We start from the raw sequence: 19,310 nt of genomic DNA, 5'->3' as shown, positions 1-19,310 counted from the left end.
CGTAAGGCTTTTCGGTAGCGCCTCGTTTTTTTATATGGTGTCTGAACTCCATTTTAATTTTAGATCATATTCTGATTTAATTAAGTAGTCTAATTATGAATTACTTGATATTATATCTATTCCCATCATCACCAAAGCCTTTAAAATATCATACAGTTCTATAATGTGATCTGCACTCATTTTTACAAAACTGATAAGCATTGGCATTCGACCAATTACAAATGATATCATCAGACCAAATATTACAATCTGAAAAAACAATATAATCAGGTAGGACCAAGTGACTCCATAAACCTGAAAATCGGGTTGATGACGATGTGCCTGACGTATTCCAATTGAAAATGAAAAACCCAAGGATGCGCCTAATAAACCAAAATAAACTTCGGCTCCCGAACTTGCCAAAATGAAATAAATTGGAAAAATGAATACCGTGATTAGCGGAAAAAAATAAGGCGATAACACCGACATTATATTGTGTTTACCCTGAAACATAAAAACACCACCCATATTGGCTTCAACATTTAAGCCTACTGGTTTATTAAAGGTTAAAACGCCAAGTGTATTGTGTGTTAATTCATGAGATAGTATCGCCAAATATCCGTGTGCTTTCACAAAAAGAGTTGTAAATAAGAATCCACCTCCTAAGGCTATCAGGAAGATTTTCTGATACAAATCAGCGAATGAAATCATCTGCACAGTAGCAATGAATTCACGTCCAAAGGCATAAAGTAAGAGTGGTATAAGTAGCTTAAATAGTTTCGTAATCATGATGTAAGAATGTTGAGTTGAGATTTCGTTTTCCTATCCAAAAAATCGTTCTGGATTCACTCGTTTTTTATTTTTTATGATTTCGTAATGCAAATGTGCTCCTGTCGATCGACCAGTACTTCCCACTTTGCCTATTACATCACCTTTTTTAACTTTTTGTCCTTTTTTTACACTTACTTTTGAGAGATGACCGTAAACTGTTTCGTAACCATTGCCATGCTTCACCTTAATGTAATTGCCATAGCCTCCATTCCAGCCCGATTTTACAACTACGCCATCGGCTGGTATGTGTATTTCTGTTCCCTTTGGACATGCCATATCTACGCCACCATGAAAGCGCCAACGGTACAAAGTTGGGTGAAATCTATTCCCAAATTTTGAACTCAATCGGAACTTGGCTAAAATTGGCTTGGTTGAAGGAATACTGCGCTTTTCAATCTCTATTAAACTAACTTTGTGATTTTCTATATTCGTGGCAGTTTTTGCACCTGGATTCGCAATCGTACTTGTATTTGTGGATGCACTTGCGACAGGATTTCCCATTTTAGTGGGATTCAAATCTACATTGACAACTTTCAATTCCTCTCTGGAAGCGCTGCTTACCGGATTAGACATTTTTCGTGCTTTCTCTGCGAACTGATCTGCCTGTTTATTAGATTTTGCATCTGCTATTGGCTCTGGTTTTATTTCAGGAGATTTCATCGGTTCAGCCTCTGTTAAATCCTGAACTGTAATCTTTTCAACCTTACGTTTTATTTGCTCAATTTCATCATCCAAACTTGCACTTAAATTCACATATTTTGGTACCGAAGGTTTGGTAATAAAATCCTTATCTTTTTCCTCTACACGTTCCGATACTGGTGTTTCAACATCCACACCCAATATTTCCTTATTCCAATCCTGTTCGTTCTTTTTAAAAGCTTCGAATTGTCGTTTGTATTCTTCTTTAAACTGTTGAAATTTTGCTTTTTCTTTCTTCTTAAATTCTTCGAATGATTCAACCTCTTGCGCCTTAATTGATATGGTACAAAAGCCAAGAATTACTAGTAAAAAACCTGTTATTAAAGTAAATTTCTTCATGATATTAAGGATTTTATGGCTTACAATGTGGTTTTCATATACAACCTGTTGCCTTTCACTTTTAAGTTCGAAATTCGAAAATGCATTTTCTGGTAATCAACCACCCGAAACATGTTTTTAAAAATCTGATTGTATTTATCTCCTAAAGATTTTACTTCTCCTCCATCTTTAGTCATCAGTAATAGATTGTTTAAAATCACATCCAAATAAGCATTCCAAAATGAGTAGTTTAAGGATGCCTCGATAAATCCATTTTGATAATGAATGGTATCCTGAGCCTGATAAGGCTGATAACGAAACATTCCACTTGGGAATTTTATTTCGAACTGGTTGATTTTTGAAACAATATTCTTTCCCGACTTGGTATTGTAAGAATAGTAATTGAGCTTTTTAATAGGATATTGATCCGGATTCTGAATGTGAAACTTTATAAAATTATAACTGTCCTCACCTCTTCCTTTGGTTTCACTTAGAAGTAAATCAGCAGTTATTTTTATTGTATTGGTAGTATCTTTTAAAGAATCTGAAGTGTTGAATTTTGGTTTTTTTATCAATACAAAGACCTCATCGAATGGTGATGTATAAGTTTTTAAAACTTCAATAGATTTTAAATCAATATGTGCTATCGAAACCATATTGGTTAAGCTCACAAATTTGGTATTTGCGTATTTTCCTCCTTTATCCGATACGTAATTATCAACTATAGATCGGTAAGCCAATTCCTCTTTCAAGCTGGCAATGGCAACCGCTCTAATTTTGGCTTGTTCGAGAGCCAAATCGGTATCCAAATAAGGATCTGAAATTCCTATGCAACATTCATTTTCCAATGCCTGTTCTACCAACCAATTTGGAAAACTCTGATGCTTTGTTAACAGAACATCAGCAATAGAGTCTTTCTCCAAAAGACAAGAGTCTATCTCCTGTCCTTTGGTAGAAAAAACTGTTAAAATAATTAGAATCGATATCAACAATAATTTGATATGCATATTTTTAATGGAATAAAAAGGATTATGAATTTCCTTTAGCCATCTCCTCTTTTAGTTCTTTTTTAAATTTCTCGTATTCAAAATCAATTTTCAATTTGTCATCTCCACTGATTCTGTCTTTCATAGAATTCACGATCTCATCACCTGCCAATTCCATAGCAACATAGCAATGAAATTTACCTTCTTTGGTTTTTTTCATTTTCTCGCAAATGATACGTGTCCCGCTTACTACTTGCTTTACTACTATTCTTGGAAGATCCTGGAAACGTTGTTTAGCTTCTTCGTTACCATTGAAATTATGCGATGAAGAATAGTTATCAGTTACTCGCTCAACCTTAGCCTGAATAGCTGTTGCCAACTCGGCACGTGCATTGGTATATGCCATTTTCTTAGCGATATCCATATTCATACTTAAACCATCTGCCGATGCTCTAAAATATTCCGCGTTGGTTCTAAAATCAGGACCTGTACAAGGCACATCAAAATCAACCTCATCTGGTTGCTGTACTTGTGCTACTTGTTGTGGTGCCGAACATGCGAACATGGCACCCATCATTACTACTGCTGCAAATTGATAAAAACGTTTTTTCATTATTAGTAAATTTTAAAGATTTAATTGTATTACTTATTGATATTCTTACTGCTGACTGCGATAAAGCTGCTGAATTTCTTCATCTCTTAATTTTCGATTGTAAATCCTCAAATTGTCAATTTCACCAGTGAAATATCTTTTCGATCCGGGATCGTAACCGATATAAGCTCCTTCGCCACCTTTTATCTTATCATTCAATTGAGTATTTTCGACCAAAACCATTTGCCCATCAACAAACAATCTGGAACGTGATCCGTTTTGTAAAACCTCAACAGTTAAGGTGAGCATGTGCCATTGAGAATCCAGCAGCATTTTATCCGTATCGAAACTAAACGTGTCGTAACGACCGTAATGATTTTTCTGATAGAATAACTGATTTTGAATGGTTGTTCCTAAAATGGTAGGTCCGGATCCTTTTCGACCCAATACCGCTCCTCCCGAAGTTGTTTTCACCCATGTACTAATGGAATAGGCAGTCCATTGTTGAATAGGATGTTCAGGAATACTTAAGTATGAATTGCCACTAAACTGAGCTGCCTTACCTTCTCCAGTCAAAGTGCTTGTAACGCATAAAGGTGCATTTTCACCTTCAACCAATGCATTGTAATTGTTTATTCCTGTACTGTTTCTCCCCGTTCCATCATTAAAGGTATAGTAAGCCAACAAGCCCGAAGTAACAATCGTTTTTGGACTTTGAGTACTTGTGGTCTGACTTCTGCTCGGTTCTGTTCTTTGCACATTTGGCACAACTTCAGGAACCACTATCGACTTATCAATGATCATTTGCAGCTTCTTTAATTCTTGAATTAATTTACGCTGCATTTTTTTCATGATACTTCTACTTGCCGACATTCGAGCTGTTTTTGGCGAAGTACTTTCAGGTGCTAAGGTGCGTAAATCGTTCACGCCATAACTAAACACCGTTTCTTTGCTATAACGATTGGTAATCTGCAAACTAAGCGATGAGAAATACTCCTGCATGTTATACATTTCACCATTCACTTTTCCTCCTTTTTTGAATTCCTCATCCAATTCCACCACAACATCAGCAAGCGATTCGCTAGGCACAAAATTGAAATAGTTGTTACTCAAAATTCTCTTAACGGATTTCACTAAAGCAGAATTACCATCCTGACTTTGTTTTAAAAAAGCTTTAATGGTTGCACTTTCGAGACTAATACTTACCTGCGTTTCAGGTAAAGATTTCAACTGGTTTAAAATACCATGCAACAACTTATTTTTTCTATCGGAGCAAAGTTTCTTCAAATCTGGTTTTATCAAGACCAATTGTTGCTTTTGCTTGCTACTAATATTCAAAACTTGCAAATGAGCAATTCCTGATTCATTGGTTATCAACCCATGATTCAATTCACCTGATCCGGAAATGAATTCGACATGTAATGGCAAATTAGCAAGAACTTGCATTCCTCTGCTAACTCTAATCTGAATTTGATCTTTTACCGCCTGAAAAGCTTGTCCTTTTACCGATGAAGGATCAGCTTTTATCTGAACTCCTGTAAATACATTGTTTAAACCAGCATACAATTCATTACCTAAATAAATGGTTTGACCATTTTTCTGATATGGCAAATTCTTATTTAAATCAGCCTGTATCAGCTTCAAACCTTCCAAATAATTATAAATAGAAGCGGAAACTTCTCCTGAATTTTTTCCGGCATTTCCTTTCTGAAGGTAGTCGTATGCCTTATCCTGCATATTCTCAATTCGGATACGCTCTTTCTCCTGATAACTATATTTATTCAACTGATAGTAAACCCAATATTCAGAATCTCCTTCCCAGGATTCTACCAATTGGTAATCTTCAATTGTACGCTTAGCTTCAATTTTAATATTCTCCTGAAAATAAGAGGATATATTCCCATTATCATCCAAAGAATTTAAAAGAGAATTACTAGCTACTTTCACTTCAATTTCCGAAATCAAATCACTTAAAGCCTTTTGTTTGGCAATTTTCATGTAATCGGTTTCCGATTTTGAAGCAGATCCAATTCCAATATAATACATTGTATTTATTGGTCTACTTGTAATCCATTGTGGTCGGTTTTGTGCTTTTGCCTTAACAGATCCCAATAATATCAGGCACAAAGCCAGGGAAATAATTTTCCCCGGCAAAGCACCTTTTATATTCAACACTTGAAAACTCAACATTGTTATTTGTTTTATGTGTTTACGCTTATTCCAGAATGGTAATGTAAATGGTATTTCCATCCACTCGCTTTTTGCAAGCAATGCCAATATCACTTCTCAAATAATCCCACAGATTAAAAGCAAAGTCGCTTACACTGTATGTATTTCCATTTTCATCTTTGCTAGGCACTTGAATCTGATCGAAAATAACCGCTTCGGCTACAGAGCCCTGAACATGATAACGACCTTTATGTGCATTCTTTTTAACCCAAAGACGCAACACGTCCGAAAGTGGAAGCTGATCGTTACCCAACTCACTATCCATATCTGTCATAGAATCGCTGGCAATAGAAACATTCAATACAACGGTATTTCCATTGCTCACCTTCTTCTGAAAGTTGGTGTTGATCTGTGCCAAAAAATCATCCATCATGATTTTAATTGCCAGAGAAGTCAATTTATCTATTGCCGAAGTTCGAAAACGTGGCGACCAGGTTTGCTTACTGGCTAACACATTTCCTGAAGCGGTTTCGTAAGCCTTTAAAACCAGTGCAACTCTGTTGCCATTTGCTGCAAAATCCTTCTTTATATCTACCGACACGTAAACATCAGCACCTGAATTTCGAATCAATTGCTTATCTACAGTCTGGGCATCATTCATCTCAAAATTAGCCGAACGAATAGCCGCATTCAATTTGGCTTCAAAATCGATGGTTGTAATTCCTTTTTGATTGAATCCTTCCTGCACCGATGCCACAGCTATTCTCTTGTCAAAATCATTCTGAAGAATATTCTTGTAAGAATCTCCATCCTTTTTGTAAGGAATAACCATGATAGTTGGCAATTGAACTTCCTCTATATTTGAGCTTTGAGCTTTTCCATTAGGAATGGAAATAAATAAAGAGAACAGAACAAGAATTAATTTTGAAACTAATTTTCTTTTCATATTGTTGGTTCTGTATTATAACTTTAGACCACCTGGTAATCCGCCTGTTCTTTCAATCATTTCTGCAAAAATCTTTAGTTCAGCATTAAAATCTTTTAAAATTTTATCACCACCTTTTACAACCTTGCACTCTGCAAAATCATCACCTTGCACATCCACAACCTTAATTCTACCAATTTCAACAATGCGTTTTTTCCCTCTAAACATTTTCTCTTCACAAATCTTAAACTGATCACCTTTTTGAACACCTAAAGCAGTTCCAGCTTCAATCAATAAAGTTTTAGCAGCACCTTTTTTCTCTGCTGTAATTTCAACGATTTCAGCAACAACTGGAAAAATTCCTTTGATTTTCTTTATCACTTTATCTTTCGCATTCTTCACAGCTTTCATAATTGCTGCATCCTTTGTTTTCTCAGATAAAAAAGTAGAACAAGCAATATCAGCTACACCTTTTTGAGTGCCATCTTTTAAATTGGTTACCTTGAATACGAAATTTAATTTCCCATTGTAACCAGTCAATTGTCCTTTGTCATTTTTAACAGGAACAGCATCATAATTAGATAGTGTACCTGTCACAATCCAATCTGCACCTTTTACTCCAGCTTCGCTTAAACGTCTCATATTGTCTTCGTTCAATGCTGTTTCACCTGATTGACGATAAATTTCCTGACCAACTGCTGACAAAGTGTTAATATCAATCACATCATGTAATCCTTTTTCTACAAAAGCTTGAACAATTACATCATGAACATTTTTTTTAAACTGTTCAGAATTCTTATAAGAACACTTAATATCACCAATCAACACAACTTCTTTTTTTTCCTGAGCAAATAAAATGCTCACCATCATCATTAGTGTTAAGAGTACAGATAGTTTTTTCATTTTTTTCTTTTTAATAATTAGTAACATGGACAATAATAAGATGTTCCAACATTTTAATTTTATGGAACAATTATTTTTAAAATATTTAGTAAATAAAGAATATTAAATGTTCGATTTTAAGTTCTTTATACTTTCAAAATCCAATTTTATTTTTCTGCCCGGATTATAAATTAAACAAATATCAATCAGACAATAACAAACATAAATAGGCTAACTTTCTAAGTGCTTTGTTTAATTATTGAAGCGCATAAACGAGAACGCTTGTTGAATTTTATGATTAATTAACTATTTCATCATGACTTAAAAGTTGTAACAATACACTTCCAGTACTTTTCATTACCTTTACATCTCAATTATTAAATTTCTAGAATGATTACAACAGACCAGCTAAAGAGTATAGCTGATCGTACGGAAGCCCTAAGTTGTAATCGGAGGTATCTTTGACATTGATGCCAAATTAATTCAGTTTTTCTTAATCAATTTCTAAATCTTTACACGATCGTCGTCTAATCATTTTTCTTCGTACAATACTATTACCTATTCATTTCAGATTGTTCATTACTCTTTGTTTATTACCTTTACATCTCAATTATAAATTTCTAGAATGATTACAACAGACCAGCTAAAGAGTTTAGCGGAGCGCACGGAAGCGCTAAGGAGGTATCTTTGACATTGATGCCAAATTAATTCAGATACAAGAAGAAGAAATGAGAACTCAAGCTCCAGGATTTTGGGACAATCCTAAAGAAGCCGAAGTTCAAATGAAATTGGTAAAAGGACTAAAGTCCTGGGTTGAATCCTACGAAAAAGTTAAAGAATCGGTTGAAGATTTAGCTGTTTTATACGATTTTGCAAAAGAAGGTGAAGCCTCACCTGAAGAAGTTGATGAACAATTTGCCGTTACCGAAACCTTAATTGAAGAGTTAGAGCTAAAAAACATGCTTCGCAAAGACGAAGATAAATTAGGTGCTATTCTTAAAATTAATGCAGGTGCTGGTGGAACCGAAAGTTGCGACTGGGCAGACATGTTACACCGTATGTATCTGCGATATGGTGAATCTCATGGATATAAGGTAAAGCAACTGGAATATCAGGAAGGTGATGAAGCAGGAATTAAGTCGGCAACTTTAGAATTTGAAGGCGATTTTGCTTACGGATACTTGAAATCAGAAAATGGCGTTCACCGTTTGGTACGTCTCTCTCCTTTCAATGCCGCTAATAAACGCATGACTTCCTTTGCATCGGTCTATGTTTATCCTGCTATTGATGATTCAATAGAAATTGAAATCAACAATGCAGATATCTCTTGGGATACATTCCGATCTGGTGGTGCAGGTGGACAGAATGTAAATAAAGTAGAAACAGGAGTTCGATTGCGACATGCTCCTACCGGAATCATTATTGAAAATACCGAAAGTCGTTCACAATTAGGTAATCGTGAAAATGCACTTCGTTTGCTAAAATCTCAGTTGTACGAACTGGAATTAAGAAAACGTCAGGAAGAGATTGACAAAATTGAAGGCTCCAAAATGAAAATTGAATGGGGATCTCAAATCAGATCATACGTTATGCAACCGTACAAACTGGTAAAAGATGTAAGAACCAGTCATGAATCATCGAATGTTCAAGCCGTAATGGATGGAGATTTAGATGGATTCATTAAAGCATACCTGATGGAATTCTCAGGAGAAGAAAAATAAAATTTAAGAGCCGTAGCATACTATTATTAGTTGCTACGGCTTTGCTATTATTCAATAGTTATTGAAACGGGTGTCGTATTCAATAAATTATCCAAAACCGGACTTCTTTCCGCCATTACTTCTTGCCATTTTTTAAGCAAATCTTCACTTGCATTACTTATTGGATTCAGTTTAACCTTGATATTTTGATATCCTGCACGTTCATCTGTTGACATTCCAAATAATTTTTCAGGATTTAAATCACCACTTACCTTAATCTTTAAATCTTGAAGCTCAAAGTTTAATTCCTTTGCCACTTTATATGCAAGGATATGAACACAACCAGTTAAACCACAAAGAATATACTCAACAGGATTCGGTGCATGATCTGTTCCTCCTAATTGTTCCGGTTCATCCACAATAACTTTAAAATCTCTTACTCTAATTTCTGATTTTGAGCTTGATTTACTTTCTGATTGAACTGTAAATCCAATCTTTTGTATTTCCATTTGTTCCATAGTATATATCTTTAAAATTGTACATTTGCAAAACTAACCCCTTGTTTGATTGTATTATTGTAATGCAAGATGTAGTTAGAAAGCTATCAGAGTGTAATTTTACACCCCAGCATCAAATTAGGAATTATGGAATTAACACATCTCTCAGGAAAAAACTGTTTATCGACTCTTAGTCAAGAGGAAAAAAATGAACTATTCAATTCTAGTAGTAGTTTAAGATTTGAAGAAGGAGAGCTTGTTGTAAAAAAGGGAACACCAGTACACAATCTCTACTTTTTAAAATCGGGATTAGTCGAACTTTCATTGAAACAAGATTCTAAAAATCAAGCTCTCAACTTGCTATTTCAGGGAGAATTTATCGGAATTAATTGTGTTTACTCAGGAACTAGTTACCGATTCTCAGCTAAAGCATTAACCAATTGTACCATTGAAATTTTTAGTAAGGATTTATTCTCTAAACTACTGCAGACAAATAAAGAATTTGCAATGGCATTTATTAAATATATCTCCATGGTGAATGAGAATTTTCTTAACTGGCATATGAATCTGAAGGAAAAAAATTCAGCTGGAGCACTTGCTTTTTTAATATGCGAATTCGAAAAAAACACAGGTAAAAGCACATTCAACATTCCTTTAACTAGGCAAGATATAGCAAGAATCATAGGTTTTTCGAAAGAAAGTGTCTTAAAAAATCTTGCTGATTTTCGTAAAGAAGGAATCATAGAAAGCAATGGAAAACTATTCTCAATAATAAATTTTGCACGCTTACAGGATATTGCACAACATGGCTAATGCTTGCGAAATATCCAGAGGCATTACAGATTAAACCTCTACTTCATCTTTCTTTTTTGTTTTAGGCTTAAACATGCCACCCAACAATACACCAAATAATCCTCCATAAGGAACCATGCTGTACCAATTTGCTTGTATCGGGCAAGTGCCACTAATACAACCAACATATTTCCAGTAAAGAAATCCTCCCAGCAGTCCTACCAAACCTCCTATTATTTCAAATTTTCTATTCTTTATAAAGTTCTTCATCATCCCCTTTCAATTTTTCACTACTTAAACCTAACAAAGATATTTTAAATATAGTGTCGAAAACTTGACATTTAGCTTTTAAATTTCAAGTGAAATTTATCCTAAAGCTGTTCTTCAAATCTTATGGAAAGGCGTATATTTGTACACACAAAACCAAAAACTCAGACCAACAAGATGTTAAAGATATATCACAATCCTCGTTGTAGTAAAAGTAGAGCAGGATTAAAATATTTACAAGACAAAGGTTTAGAACCGGAAATCAGACTTTATTTAAAAGAAGAATTTACCGAAGCTGAGCTTGCTGACGTTTTAATGAGAATGAACAAAGAGCCTCAGGATATTGTTCGTACTCACGAAAAAATCTACAAAACCGATTTTAAAGGAAAGAATTTTAATCGTGATGAGTGGATCAAGATTTTAATTGAATACCCTAATTTAATTCAACGCCCAATTGTTGTAAAAGATCACAAGGCAATTTTTGCTCACCCTACTGAAAATGTTGACGAGATTTTATAAATCCTCAACTTCTTATTTATAAATATTTACACGGCTCAAGGTACATTTCATTGATTTGTACCAATATGATAATGCACAATCGAGAATTCTAACAGAATCTGTTTATGAACAAATTAAGGAAGATATCTTTGATCATGTTATCGATTTTAGCGGCTGCTTGCGATCCTTTTCAAACGAAAATCGGTAGTGAAGTTTCGCTATATGTAAGCGATGAAATGAACGATGTTCCCTTTCCAGACTCTTTGAAAGTGATGACTTGGAACATTAAATTTGGAGGTGGAAGAATCGATTTCTTTTTCGATTGCCATGGTGATAGAGTCATTATGGGAAAATCGGAAGTACTTGATAATATGAAAGTTCTTGCTGAAAAAATCAAACAGCTTAATCCTGATATTTTAATGATTCAGGAAGCAGATGTAAATGCCAAAAGAAGTGCTTTTGTCGATCAGGTTCAATATCTGCTTGACAGCACCGATTTTAATTATGCCGTTTATGCTTCGCAGTGGAAAGCAAGTCATATTCCAAGCGATGGGATTGGAAAAATGGATTCAGGAAATGCAATTCTATCAAAATGGAAATTTACCGATGCCAACCGAATTGCATTGCCTCTTATTAAATCACAAAATTTCATTGTAAAATATTTTTATCTCAAGAGAAATATTTTGGAAGCCAAATTGGAACATAGTGGAAAATCTATACATCTGTTAAATACTCACGCATCAGCCTATGCACAAGATGATACCAAGAAAAAACAATTGGAAATTATTAAAGCTTATGCTGATTCAATCTCAAACGCAGGGCAGCAATTGATCCTTGCTGGTGATTTTAATTCTTTACCACCTTATTCCAAACAAACCAGTAAGTTTGACGATTCGGTTTGTACCGATGGTGATTTTGAAGCAGATGATTACAGTGTCGAAAAACAATGGATGATGCCATTTTATGAAAATTATATGGCAGCTATTCCATTAGAAAACTATAAAACGAATAACAAAAACCATTTTACTCACACAACCGACAAGAATGGCTTTTGGAATCGTAAAGTAGATTTCATTTTTACCAATGGAAGTTTTATTAACGAAAGTGGAAAAACGATGCAAGATTGGATGCAAGTATCTGATCATGCTCCAATTATAGTAGAATACAACACAAAACAATAAAGTTTTTCATGTTCTAAAAGTATGATTTAGAACATTATTTAAACTTTCCGTAAATGATAAAAAGAGCTTATTTTTAGGCTCTAATTTTTAAACAGTTACATTAACAGTTACAGTTATGGCAGATAATAAACTTTTTAGTGACTTTGCTCCTCAATCGACTCAAGAGTGGATTGACAAAATCGCTAAAGATCTTAAAGGGGCTGACTTTGATAGAAAGTTAGTTTGGAGAACAAATGAAGGATTCAATGTACAGCCTTTCTACAGACTGGAGAACATGGATGACAAAGCCTTCATGAACACTTATCCTGGAGATTTCCCATATGTTCGTGGAAACAAGAAGGATAACAATAATTGGTTAGTTCGTCAGGATATCATTGTAAAGGATGTAAAAGAAGCTAATGCAACTGCTCTTGACATCATGAACAAAGGTGTTGACTCAATTGGATTTGTATTAGATTGGAAATCAATCAGCAAAGAAGAATTAGCTACCTTATTAGATGGTATCTATATGGATTGTGTTGAGATTAACTTCGAGAAAGCACATTCTTCTGTTGAACTTCTTCAAAACCTACAAGCATTAGCTACTGAAAAAGGCATTGCTTTAGATAAAGTTCGTGGTGGTGTTTCTATCGATGTTATTAAGGGATTCAGTACAGTAGGTAACTATTGTCAATCTGAAGAGAGCGCTTTCGCATACGTGAAAGGTGCTATTGAAGCTGCAAAAGTTCTTCCTAACTACAAAGTTATTGCAGTAGGTGGAAGCTTATTCAACAACTCTGGATCTTCAATTGTTGAAGAATTAGGTTTCTCTTTAGCATCAGGTGCTGAGTATTTAGGAAAAATGATCGAAGCTGGACTTTCAGTTGACGAAGTTGCTCCTAAAATGCGTTTCAACTTTGCAACAAGCTCTAAGTATTTCATGGAGATTGCTAAGTTAAGAGCTGGTCGTATGCTATGGGCGAACATCGTTAAAGCATTTGGTGCTTCAAACGAAACTGTTTGTAAAATGTTTGTACACGGTGAGACTTCAGAGTGGAACAAATCTGTTTATGATCCTTATGTGAACATGTTGCGTACTCAAACTGAATCTATGTCTGCTGTTTTAGGTGGTTTGGATTCATTCACAGTGAAACCTTTCGATTCTGTTTATGCTGAATCTTCAGTATTCTCCGAAAGAATTGCTCGTAACCAACAATTATTATTAAAAGAAGAATCGCACTTGGGTAAGATTGCTGACCCTGCTGCTGGTTCATACTATATTGAGTCATTAACTGAATCAATCGCTGATGAGGCTTGGAAATTATTCTTAGCTGTTGAAGAAAAAGGTGGATACCTTGCTGCTTTCAAAGCTGGATTCATTCAGGAAACAATTAAGGCTACTGCTCAGAAGAGAGATTTAGCTATTGCGACTCGTAAAGAGAACTTCTTAGGAACAAATCAATTCCCTAACTTCGGTGAGGTTCTTGAAACCATTCCTGAGTCAGTACTTTCTCCAGAAGATAAAACTGCTGACAATGCAGTTTGCGAAACATTGAAGCCATACCGTGGTGCTCAAGCTTTCGAAGCTCTTCGTAATAAGACTGATATTTATGCTAAGGAAAATGGTCGCCCTAAAGTGATGATGTTCCCTATCGGTAACTTGAATATGCGTAAGGCTCGTGCACAGTTTGCATGTAACTTCTTCGCTTGTGCCGGATTCGATGTTGAAGACCACAATGGTTTTACTTCAGTTGAAGAAGGTGTGAAATTCGTAACAGAGAAAAATGCTAAGATCGTTGTACTTTGTTCATCAGATGATGAGTACGCAACTATCGCTCCTGAGCTTTTCGAAGCACTTAAAGGAAGCGCAACTCTTGTTGTAGCAGGTGCTCCTGCATGTGCTGACGAGTTAAAAGCTAAGGGTATCGAGAACTTCGTTAACGTGAAATCTAACGTTCTTGAAACTTTAAAAGCTTACCAAGCTAATCTTGGAATTTAATTAGAGATGTTGCACGGTAAAGACGTAGCATGCTACGTCTCTACAGGATAAAAACAGAAAAAATGAAACCAAATTTTAAAGATATAAATATCAAGTCATCACAAAGAGCTGCTGCTACTTCTCAGGAATGGGAAAAGGAAAACGGCATTGAAAAATCTTGGATGACACCAGAGCAAATTCCGGTTAAAACAGCTTTTAACAAGGAAGATTTAGAAGGTATGGAGCACTTGAACTATGTTTCAGGTTTACCACCATTCCTACGTGGACCTTATTCAGCAATGTATCCTTTGCGTCCTTGGACAGTTCGTCAGTACGCAGGTTTCTCTACTGCTGAAGAATCAAATGCATTCTACCGTCGTAACCTAGCTGCTGGTCAGAAAGGTCTTTCTGTAGCATTTGACTTGGCTACTCACCGTGGATATGATTCAGATCATCCTCGTGTAATTGGTGATGTAGGTAAGGCTGGGGTTGCTATCGACTCTATTCTTGATATGGAGATCCTTTTCGATCAGATTCCACTGAATAAGATGTCTGTTTCTATGACTATGAATGGTGCTGTACTTCCAGTATTGGCTTTCTATATTGTTGCAGGTTTGGAGCAAGGAGCTAAGTTGGATGAACTTTCAGGTACTATCCAGAATGATATCCTTAAGGAATTCATGGTGCGTAACACTTATATTTACCCACCAGAGTTTTCTATGAAAATTATTGCTGATATCTTCGAATTTACTTCGCAGAAGATGCCTAAGTTTAACTCTATTTCTATCTCTGGTTACCACATGCAAGAAGCAGGTGCTACAGCAGATATCGAGTTAGCTTACACACTTGCTGATGGTTTGGAGTACTTGAAGAAAGGTGTTGCTGCAGGTATGGACGTTGATGCTTTTGCTCCTCGTTTGTCTTTCTTCTGGGCTATCGGAATGAATCACTTCATGGAGATTGCTAAGATGCGTGCTGGTCGTTTACTATGGTCTAAGATTGTAAAACAATTCAATCCTAAGAACCCTAAGTCTATGGCATTGCGTACTCACTCACAGACTTCAGGTTGGTCATTAACTGAGCAAGATCCTTTCAACAACGTTGGACGTACTTGTATAGAGGCTATGGCTGCTGCATTGGGTCACACTCAGTCGTTGCATACAAATGCATTGGATGAGGCGATTGCATTGCCAACTGACTTCTCTGCACGTATTGCTCGTAATACTCAGATTTATATTCAGGATGAGACTACAATCTGTAAGGCGGTAGATCCTTGGGCTGGTTCATACTACGTTGAGTCATTAACTCAGGAGTTGGTAGACAAAGCTTGGGCTCATATCGAAGAGGTTGAGAAATTAGGTGGTATGGCTAAGGCGATTGAGTCTGGTATTCCAAAACTTCGTATCGAAGAAGCTGCTGCTCGTACTCAAGCTAAGATTGACGCGAACACTCAAACTATTGTTGGTACTAACAAATATCGTTTGGAGAAAGAAGATCCTTTGGATATCTTGGAGGTAGATAACACTGCTGTACGTACTGCTCAGATCGAAAGATTGAACAAACTACGTGCTAACCGTGACGAGAAAGCTGTTCAAGCTGCTCTTGAAGCCATCACTGCTTGTGCAAACGGAGGTGAAGGTAACTTATTGGATCTTGCTGTTAAGGCTGCACAATTGCGTGCTTCTCTTGGTGAGATTTCAGATGCATGTGAGAAAATTTGTGGTAGATATAAAGCTGTAATTAGAACCGTGTCAGGAGTATATTCATCAGAATCAGCACAAGATGCTGACTTCGCTAACGCGAAAGCAAAAGCAGATCAATTTGCAGAAATGTCAGGACGTCGTCCTCGTATCATGGTTGCAAAAATGGGTCAGGATGGTCACGACCGTGGTGGTAAAGTTGTTGCTACTGGTTTTGCTGATATAGGATTCGACGTGGATATGGGACCATTGTTCCAAACTCCGGAAGAGTCTGCTAAGCAAGCTGTAGAGAATGATGTACACATCGTTGGTGTTTCTTCATTGGCTGCTGGTCACAAAACTTTGGTTCCTGCAATTATCGAGGAATTAAAGAAATTAGGTCGTGAAGATATCATGGTTACTGCAGGTGGTGTTATTCCAGCTCAGGATTACGATTTCTTATACGAAGCTGGTGTTGTTGGTGTATTTGGTCCTGGTACCAAAGTATCAAAATGTGCAATGCAAATGCTTGATATCCTAATTGAGCAGTATCAAGACTAATATTGATATTATCATTATATTTAAAGACAGGGAGTTTACTTCCTGTCTTTTTTTATGCACTAAAATCAATATCATGATAAGATTTCTTTTTCTCGTATTACTTATATCCATCGGTATTTCCGGATTTTCTCAAAACAAAAGCAAATTCGATCAAAGAATCAATAGAAATGTCTTGCATGGACGAGTTACTTTGGAAGCTTTTGAAGGAGATATTTGCAAAGATTGGTATGGTCCTGAGTATAAATCTTATCATCCTAAAAAAGGAATCATTAAGAAATTGAGAAAAAAATCTTTTGAGGATATAAGTATTACTCTCATTTTAGGTTCCTGGTGTCACGACTCCCATCGTGAAGTACCACGTTTTATAAAAATACTAGATGAGATTCGTTTCCCTTTTCAAAAACTAACAATGAACGCTCTCGATACAAAAAAGAATTCTCCAGATTACGATGCAAAAGTTAATAATGTCAGCAGAGTACCTACCGCAATTATTTATTGCAATGGAAAAGAAATTGGTCGTATTATAGAAACACCAAATAAAAGTTTGGAGAAAGATCTTTTAAAAATCTTAAACTAAAATTACTAACTTTAAGCACTGATCAATAAATTAAATCATGGAACAAGTACGCTCAAATGCAGGACAGACTTTAGGAATTATAGGATTAATTCTGGGTATTCTTACACTATTCATTGGATTTATACCTTGTATTGGCTTTATAGCATTCATTCCAGGAATCATTGCAATTATCATTAGTATTATAGGGTTAAGTCAAGCCAATAAAGATAATGGCGCACGTGGTCTTAACATTGGTGCTCTTATTGTGTCAGTTGTTGGATTACTCGTAGCTTCAGTTTGGTTATTTTTCCTTGCTGGATTAGCTAGTATAGATGATGAAGATATTGAGGGATTTGTTGAGGATGTAATTGAGGAAGTAATTGAAGAATCTATACACAATCCTGATTTGCAAGAAGCTTTGGAAGAACTTGAAGATCAACTGGAGGAAATCCATATTGACTCTATTCAAATAAAAGCTGATAGTATTGAACTGAAAGTAAAAGTTGAAGTTGAAACAAAAATTGAATAACTCGCTTCTGTTTTCAAATTACAGAATTATAAATCTGATTTTGGCAAGCATTCTGTTTGCCATTTTCAGTTACTCTGCAATTTACTCCCCTAATAAAATAAATCATCCAATTCCATCTGTTTTTACCCAATTAACAGGTGAAATTAGTCCTTCTACAGGGTTATCCAGAAGTTTTTCCTCACTGATACGCTGTGATGTTAAATCAGCCATAAACTTCAATCCCATTGGCTTACAGATATTTATTTTTTTCCTAATACAGCTCGTTTTTAGAATTGGTAGCTTTTTCCTGATAAAAGAAAGATTTACTTTGATTAAAGCCTATATTTTATCCGACATTACATTGTCGACAATAGGTTTTTTACTGGTTTTCAGCCCATTGATAAAATTCACATTTGAACTTTTCAAAAAATTTATCGTAAATTGATTGTAGATTAATATTTGTTAAACAAAAATTTACGATATGTCAGTTGTACTTGTAATTTTATGCCTAACACTACTAACAAGTCTAATGGCAATGCACATTTATAATGAAAATAGTCTTTCCAAAAGAATATTGAAGGCAGGAATTATTGTGCAACAGTTATTAGATCAAAATGGAATAAATCATATTGATTTTGACAAGAAATTTGAAACCTCAACTCTCACAACTCAAATAAGAGTTATTGAATATTATCTGAATTATCTTGATTCAAACTATAAAGATTTTGGTACAAAAAAATCGGTTTTCCAACGCATCGCAAATATCGAAGCTGTACTAACCGATTCTTATGGATTAAATCAAGAACTAAGTCTTACTTAAGATCCGATAGCGGGAAAAATTTATTTGCTTTTACTCCTCGCTCTGTTTGAATAAGACTACAACATTCAGTGGTAATGTCATGCTGTAAGAAAAGAATACAATTTTCAAGGACAGCTTCCTTTAGGAAGTTGTCTTTTTCGTTTAATGAAGCTGTTGGATTCAAATCGTAACTCGCCAACCATTTAACCGGAACATTGGCAGCGGTTGGAATAAAATCTCCTGCAAATACTACTTTAGTTCCATTGTAATTGATTATTGGAATCATCAATCCAGGAGTATGTCCTTCGAAAATTCGCACTTCAATATTTGGGAACAACTCGCCTTCTTCCTCAACAAAATGGAGCTTACCCGATTCCTTCACTGGCATAATATTTTCATCGAAAAAAGCATCTTTTTCACGAATGTTAGGATTCAAATAGTTTTCCCATTGTTGTTTGCTTACCCAATGCTCGGCATTTTTAAACACCAATTCATAAGCGCTTCTATCCTTATTCCATTTTACAGCTCCTCCACAATGGTCAAAATGCAAATGGGAAAACACAACATCTGTGATATCATCAGCAGAATATCCAACATTTCTTAAAGAATCAAGCAAACGTGCATCCCCATTTAAATGTTGATGTTTAAAAAATTCTTCACTTTGCTTATCACCAGTTCCATTATCAATCAATATTTTCCTATCGCCATCAACTACCAACATACATCTCATTGCGCAATTACAATAGTTGTCTTCGTTACTCGGATACTTTCTACTCCACATTACTTTTGGAACAACACTAAACATTGCTCCCCCATCGCACATAAAATTTCCGGTTTCTATATTGAATATTTCCATGATTATTTTGTTTTATTCTAGTATCTTTAAACTTCGCAAACACCTAAAATCAGAAGTCTTGCGTATTTACACAGAGAT

General features: G+C 35.4%; 20 protein-coding genes. 10 read left to right on the top strand and 10 right to left on the bottom strand.

What is annotated here, in order from left to right; all coding sequences use genetic code 11:
• Nucleotides 1-93: 93 nt before the first annotated feature.
• Genes GCQ56_RS00630 through GCQ56_RS00600 form a run of 7 tightly spaced genes read right to left on the bottom strand, consistent with a single transcriptional unit; the run spans nt 94 to nt 7,402 of the window.
• Nucleotides 94-768: a hypothetical protein gene (locus GCQ56_RS00630; RefSeq protein WP_152732459.1), complete on the bottom strand. Its 675-nt coding sequence runs from the start codon at nt 766-768 to the stop codon at nt 94-96.
• A 33-nt stretch (nt 769-801) separates the two neighbouring features.
• Nucleotides 802-1,848: a M23 family metallopeptidase gene (locus GCQ56_RS00625; RefSeq protein WP_152732458.1), complete on the bottom strand. Its 1,047-nt coding sequence runs from the start codon at nt 1,846-1,848 to the stop codon at nt 802-804.
• A gap of 20 nt (nt 1,849-1,868) precedes the next feature.
• The gene (locus GCQ56_RS00620) at nt 1,869-2,834 is read right to left on the bottom strand and encodes a hypothetical protein (RefSeq protein WP_152732457.1); all 966 of its coding nucleotides are present in this window, start codon (nt 2,832-2,834) and stop codon (nt 1,869-1,871) included.
• Nucleotides 2,835-2,856: 22 nt separating this feature from the next.
• On the bottom strand, nt 2,857-3,426 hold the full coding sequence (locus GCQ56_RS00615; RefSeq protein WP_227005957.1) for a hypothetical protein: 570 nt from the start codon (nt 3,424-3,426) through the stop codon (nt 2,857-2,859).
• Between the two features lie 45 nt (nt 3,427-3,471).
• Nucleotides 3,472-5,595 carry a LamG-like jellyroll fold domain-containing protein gene (locus GCQ56_RS00610; protein WP_193323680.1) on the bottom strand — a complete coding sequence of 708 codons (2,124 nt, stop codon included), beginning with the start codon at nt 5,593-5,595 and terminating at the stop codon, nt 3,472-3,474.
• Nucleotides 5,596-5,620: 25 nt separating this feature from the next.
• Nucleotides 5,621-6,520, bottom strand: a complete 900-nt coding sequence (locus GCQ56_RS00605; protein WP_152732455.1) for a DUF6175 family protein — start codon at nt 6,518-6,520, stop codon at nt 5,621-5,623.
• 15 nt (nt 6,521-6,535) lie between these two features.
• On the bottom strand, nt 6,536-7,402 hold the full coding sequence (locus GCQ56_RS00600; protein WP_152732454.1) for a hypothetical protein: 867 nt from the start codon (nt 7,400-7,402) through the stop codon (nt 6,536-6,538).
• Between the two features lie 604 nt (nt 7,403-8,006).
• Here GCQ56_RS00600 and prfB point away from each other — a divergent pair.
• Nucleotides 8,007-9,102, top strand: a protein-coding gene (gene prfB / locus GCQ56_RS00595) for a peptide chain release factor 2 (protein ID WP_152732453.1) whose coding sequence is annotated in 2 segments (ribosomal slippage) — nt 8,007-8,069 and nt 8,071-9,102 — 1,095 coding nt in all. Because the reading frame shifts where the segments join, the coding sequence is not laid out codon by codon here.
• Between the two features lie 47 nt (nt 9,103-9,149).
• Here prfB and GCQ56_RS00590 read toward each other — a convergent pair.
• Entirely contained in the window at nt 9,150-9,599 is a 450-nt protein-coding gene (locus GCQ56_RS00590) for an OsmC family protein (RefSeq protein WP_227005956.1), read from the bottom strand.
• Nucleotides 9,600-9,725: 126 nt separating this feature from the next.
• On the opposite strand from GCQ56_RS00590, the gene GCQ56_RS00585 reads away from it, so the two are divergent.
• Entirely contained in the window at nt 9,726-10,391 is a 666-nt protein-coding gene (locus GCQ56_RS00585) for a Crp/Fnr family transcriptional regulator (RefSeq protein WP_152732452.1), read from the top strand.
• Between the two features lie 30 nt (nt 10,392-10,421).
• Here GCQ56_RS00585 and GCQ56_RS00580 read toward each other — a convergent pair whose 3' ends face one another.
• On the bottom strand, nt 10,422-10,643 hold the full coding sequence (locus GCQ56_RS00580) for a hypothetical protein (RefSeq protein ID WP_227005955.1): 222 nt from the start codon (nt 10,641-10,643) through the stop codon (nt 10,422-10,424).
• Nucleotides 10,644-10,814: 171 nt separating this feature from the next.
• On the opposite strand from GCQ56_RS00580, the gene arsC reads away from it, so the two are divergent.
• From arsC to GCQ56_RS00540, 8 genes are all read left to right on the top strand, one after another.
• Nucleotides 10,815-11,156 (top strand): arsenate reductase (glutaredoxin), encoded by a 342-nt coding sequence (gene arsC / locus GCQ56_RS00575; RefSeq protein ID WP_152732451.1) that lies wholly within the window; start codon nt 10,815-10,817, stop codon nt 11,154-11,156.
• A gap of 104 nt (nt 11,157-11,260) precedes the next feature.
• Complete coding sequence (locus GCQ56_RS00570) at nt 11,261-12,316, top strand: endonuclease/exonuclease/phosphatase family protein (RefSeq protein ID WP_152732450.1); 1,056 nt, start codon at nt 11,261-11,263, stop codon at nt 12,314-12,316.
• Nucleotides 12,317-12,431: 115 nt separating this feature from the next.
• Entirely contained in the window at nt 12,432-14,294 is a 1,863-nt protein-coding gene (locus GCQ56_RS00565; RefSeq protein WP_152732449.1) for a methylmalonyl-CoA mutase family protein, read from the top strand.
• Between the two features lie 62 nt (nt 14,295-14,356).
• A complete protein-coding gene (gene scpA / locus GCQ56_RS00560) occupies nt 14,357-16,513 on the top strand; it encodes a methylmalonyl-CoA mutase (RefSeq protein ID WP_152732448.1) in 2,157 nt (718 codons plus the stop codon).
• A gap of 73 nt (nt 16,514-16,586) precedes the next feature.
• Complete coding sequence (locus tag GCQ56_RS00555) at nt 16,587-17,090, top strand: thioredoxin family protein (RefSeq protein WP_152732447.1); 504 nt, start codon at nt 16,587-16,589, stop codon at nt 17,088-17,090.
• Between the two features lie 37 nt (nt 17,091-17,127).
• A complete protein-coding gene (locus GCQ56_RS00550) occupies nt 17,128-17,598 on the top strand; it encodes a DUF4199 family protein (protein WP_152732446.1) in 471 nt (156 codons plus the stop codon).
• The gene (locus GCQ56_RS20830; RefSeq protein ID WP_152732445.1) at nt 17,573-18,022 is read left to right on the top strand and encodes a DUF2752 domain-containing protein; all 450 of its coding nucleotides are present in this window, start codon (nt 17,573-17,575) and stop codon (nt 18,020-18,022) included. Before GCQ56_RS00550 ends, GCQ56_RS20830 begins: the two co-directional genes overlap by 26 nt.
• Before the next feature lie 36 nt (nt 18,023-18,058).
• Nucleotides 18,059-18,397, top strand: coding sequence for a hypothetical protein (locus GCQ56_RS00540; protein WP_152732444.1), 339 nt, complete (start codon nt 18,059-18,061; stop codon nt 18,395-18,397).
• Here GCQ56_RS00540 and GCQ56_RS00535 read toward each other — a convergent pair.
• Nucleotides 18,390-19,232: an MBL fold metallo-hydrolase gene (locus GCQ56_RS00535; protein WP_152732443.1), complete on the bottom strand. Its 843-nt coding sequence runs from the start codon at nt 19,230-19,232 to the stop codon at nt 18,390-18,392. The two genes, GCQ56_RS00540 and GCQ56_RS00535, sit on opposite strands and share 8 nt — an antisense overlap.
• Nucleotides 19,233-19,310: the final 78 nt, after the last annotated feature.

Source organism: Marinifilum sp. N1E240 (assembly GCF_009295825.1).
Lineage (GTDB): Bacteria > Bacteroidota > Bacteroidia > Bacteroidales > Marinifilaceae > Marinifilum_A > Marinifilum_A sediminis.
The sequence above is the reverse complement of the archived record's forward strand: the minus strand, read 5'-3'. Positions and strand labels throughout refer to the sequence as shown.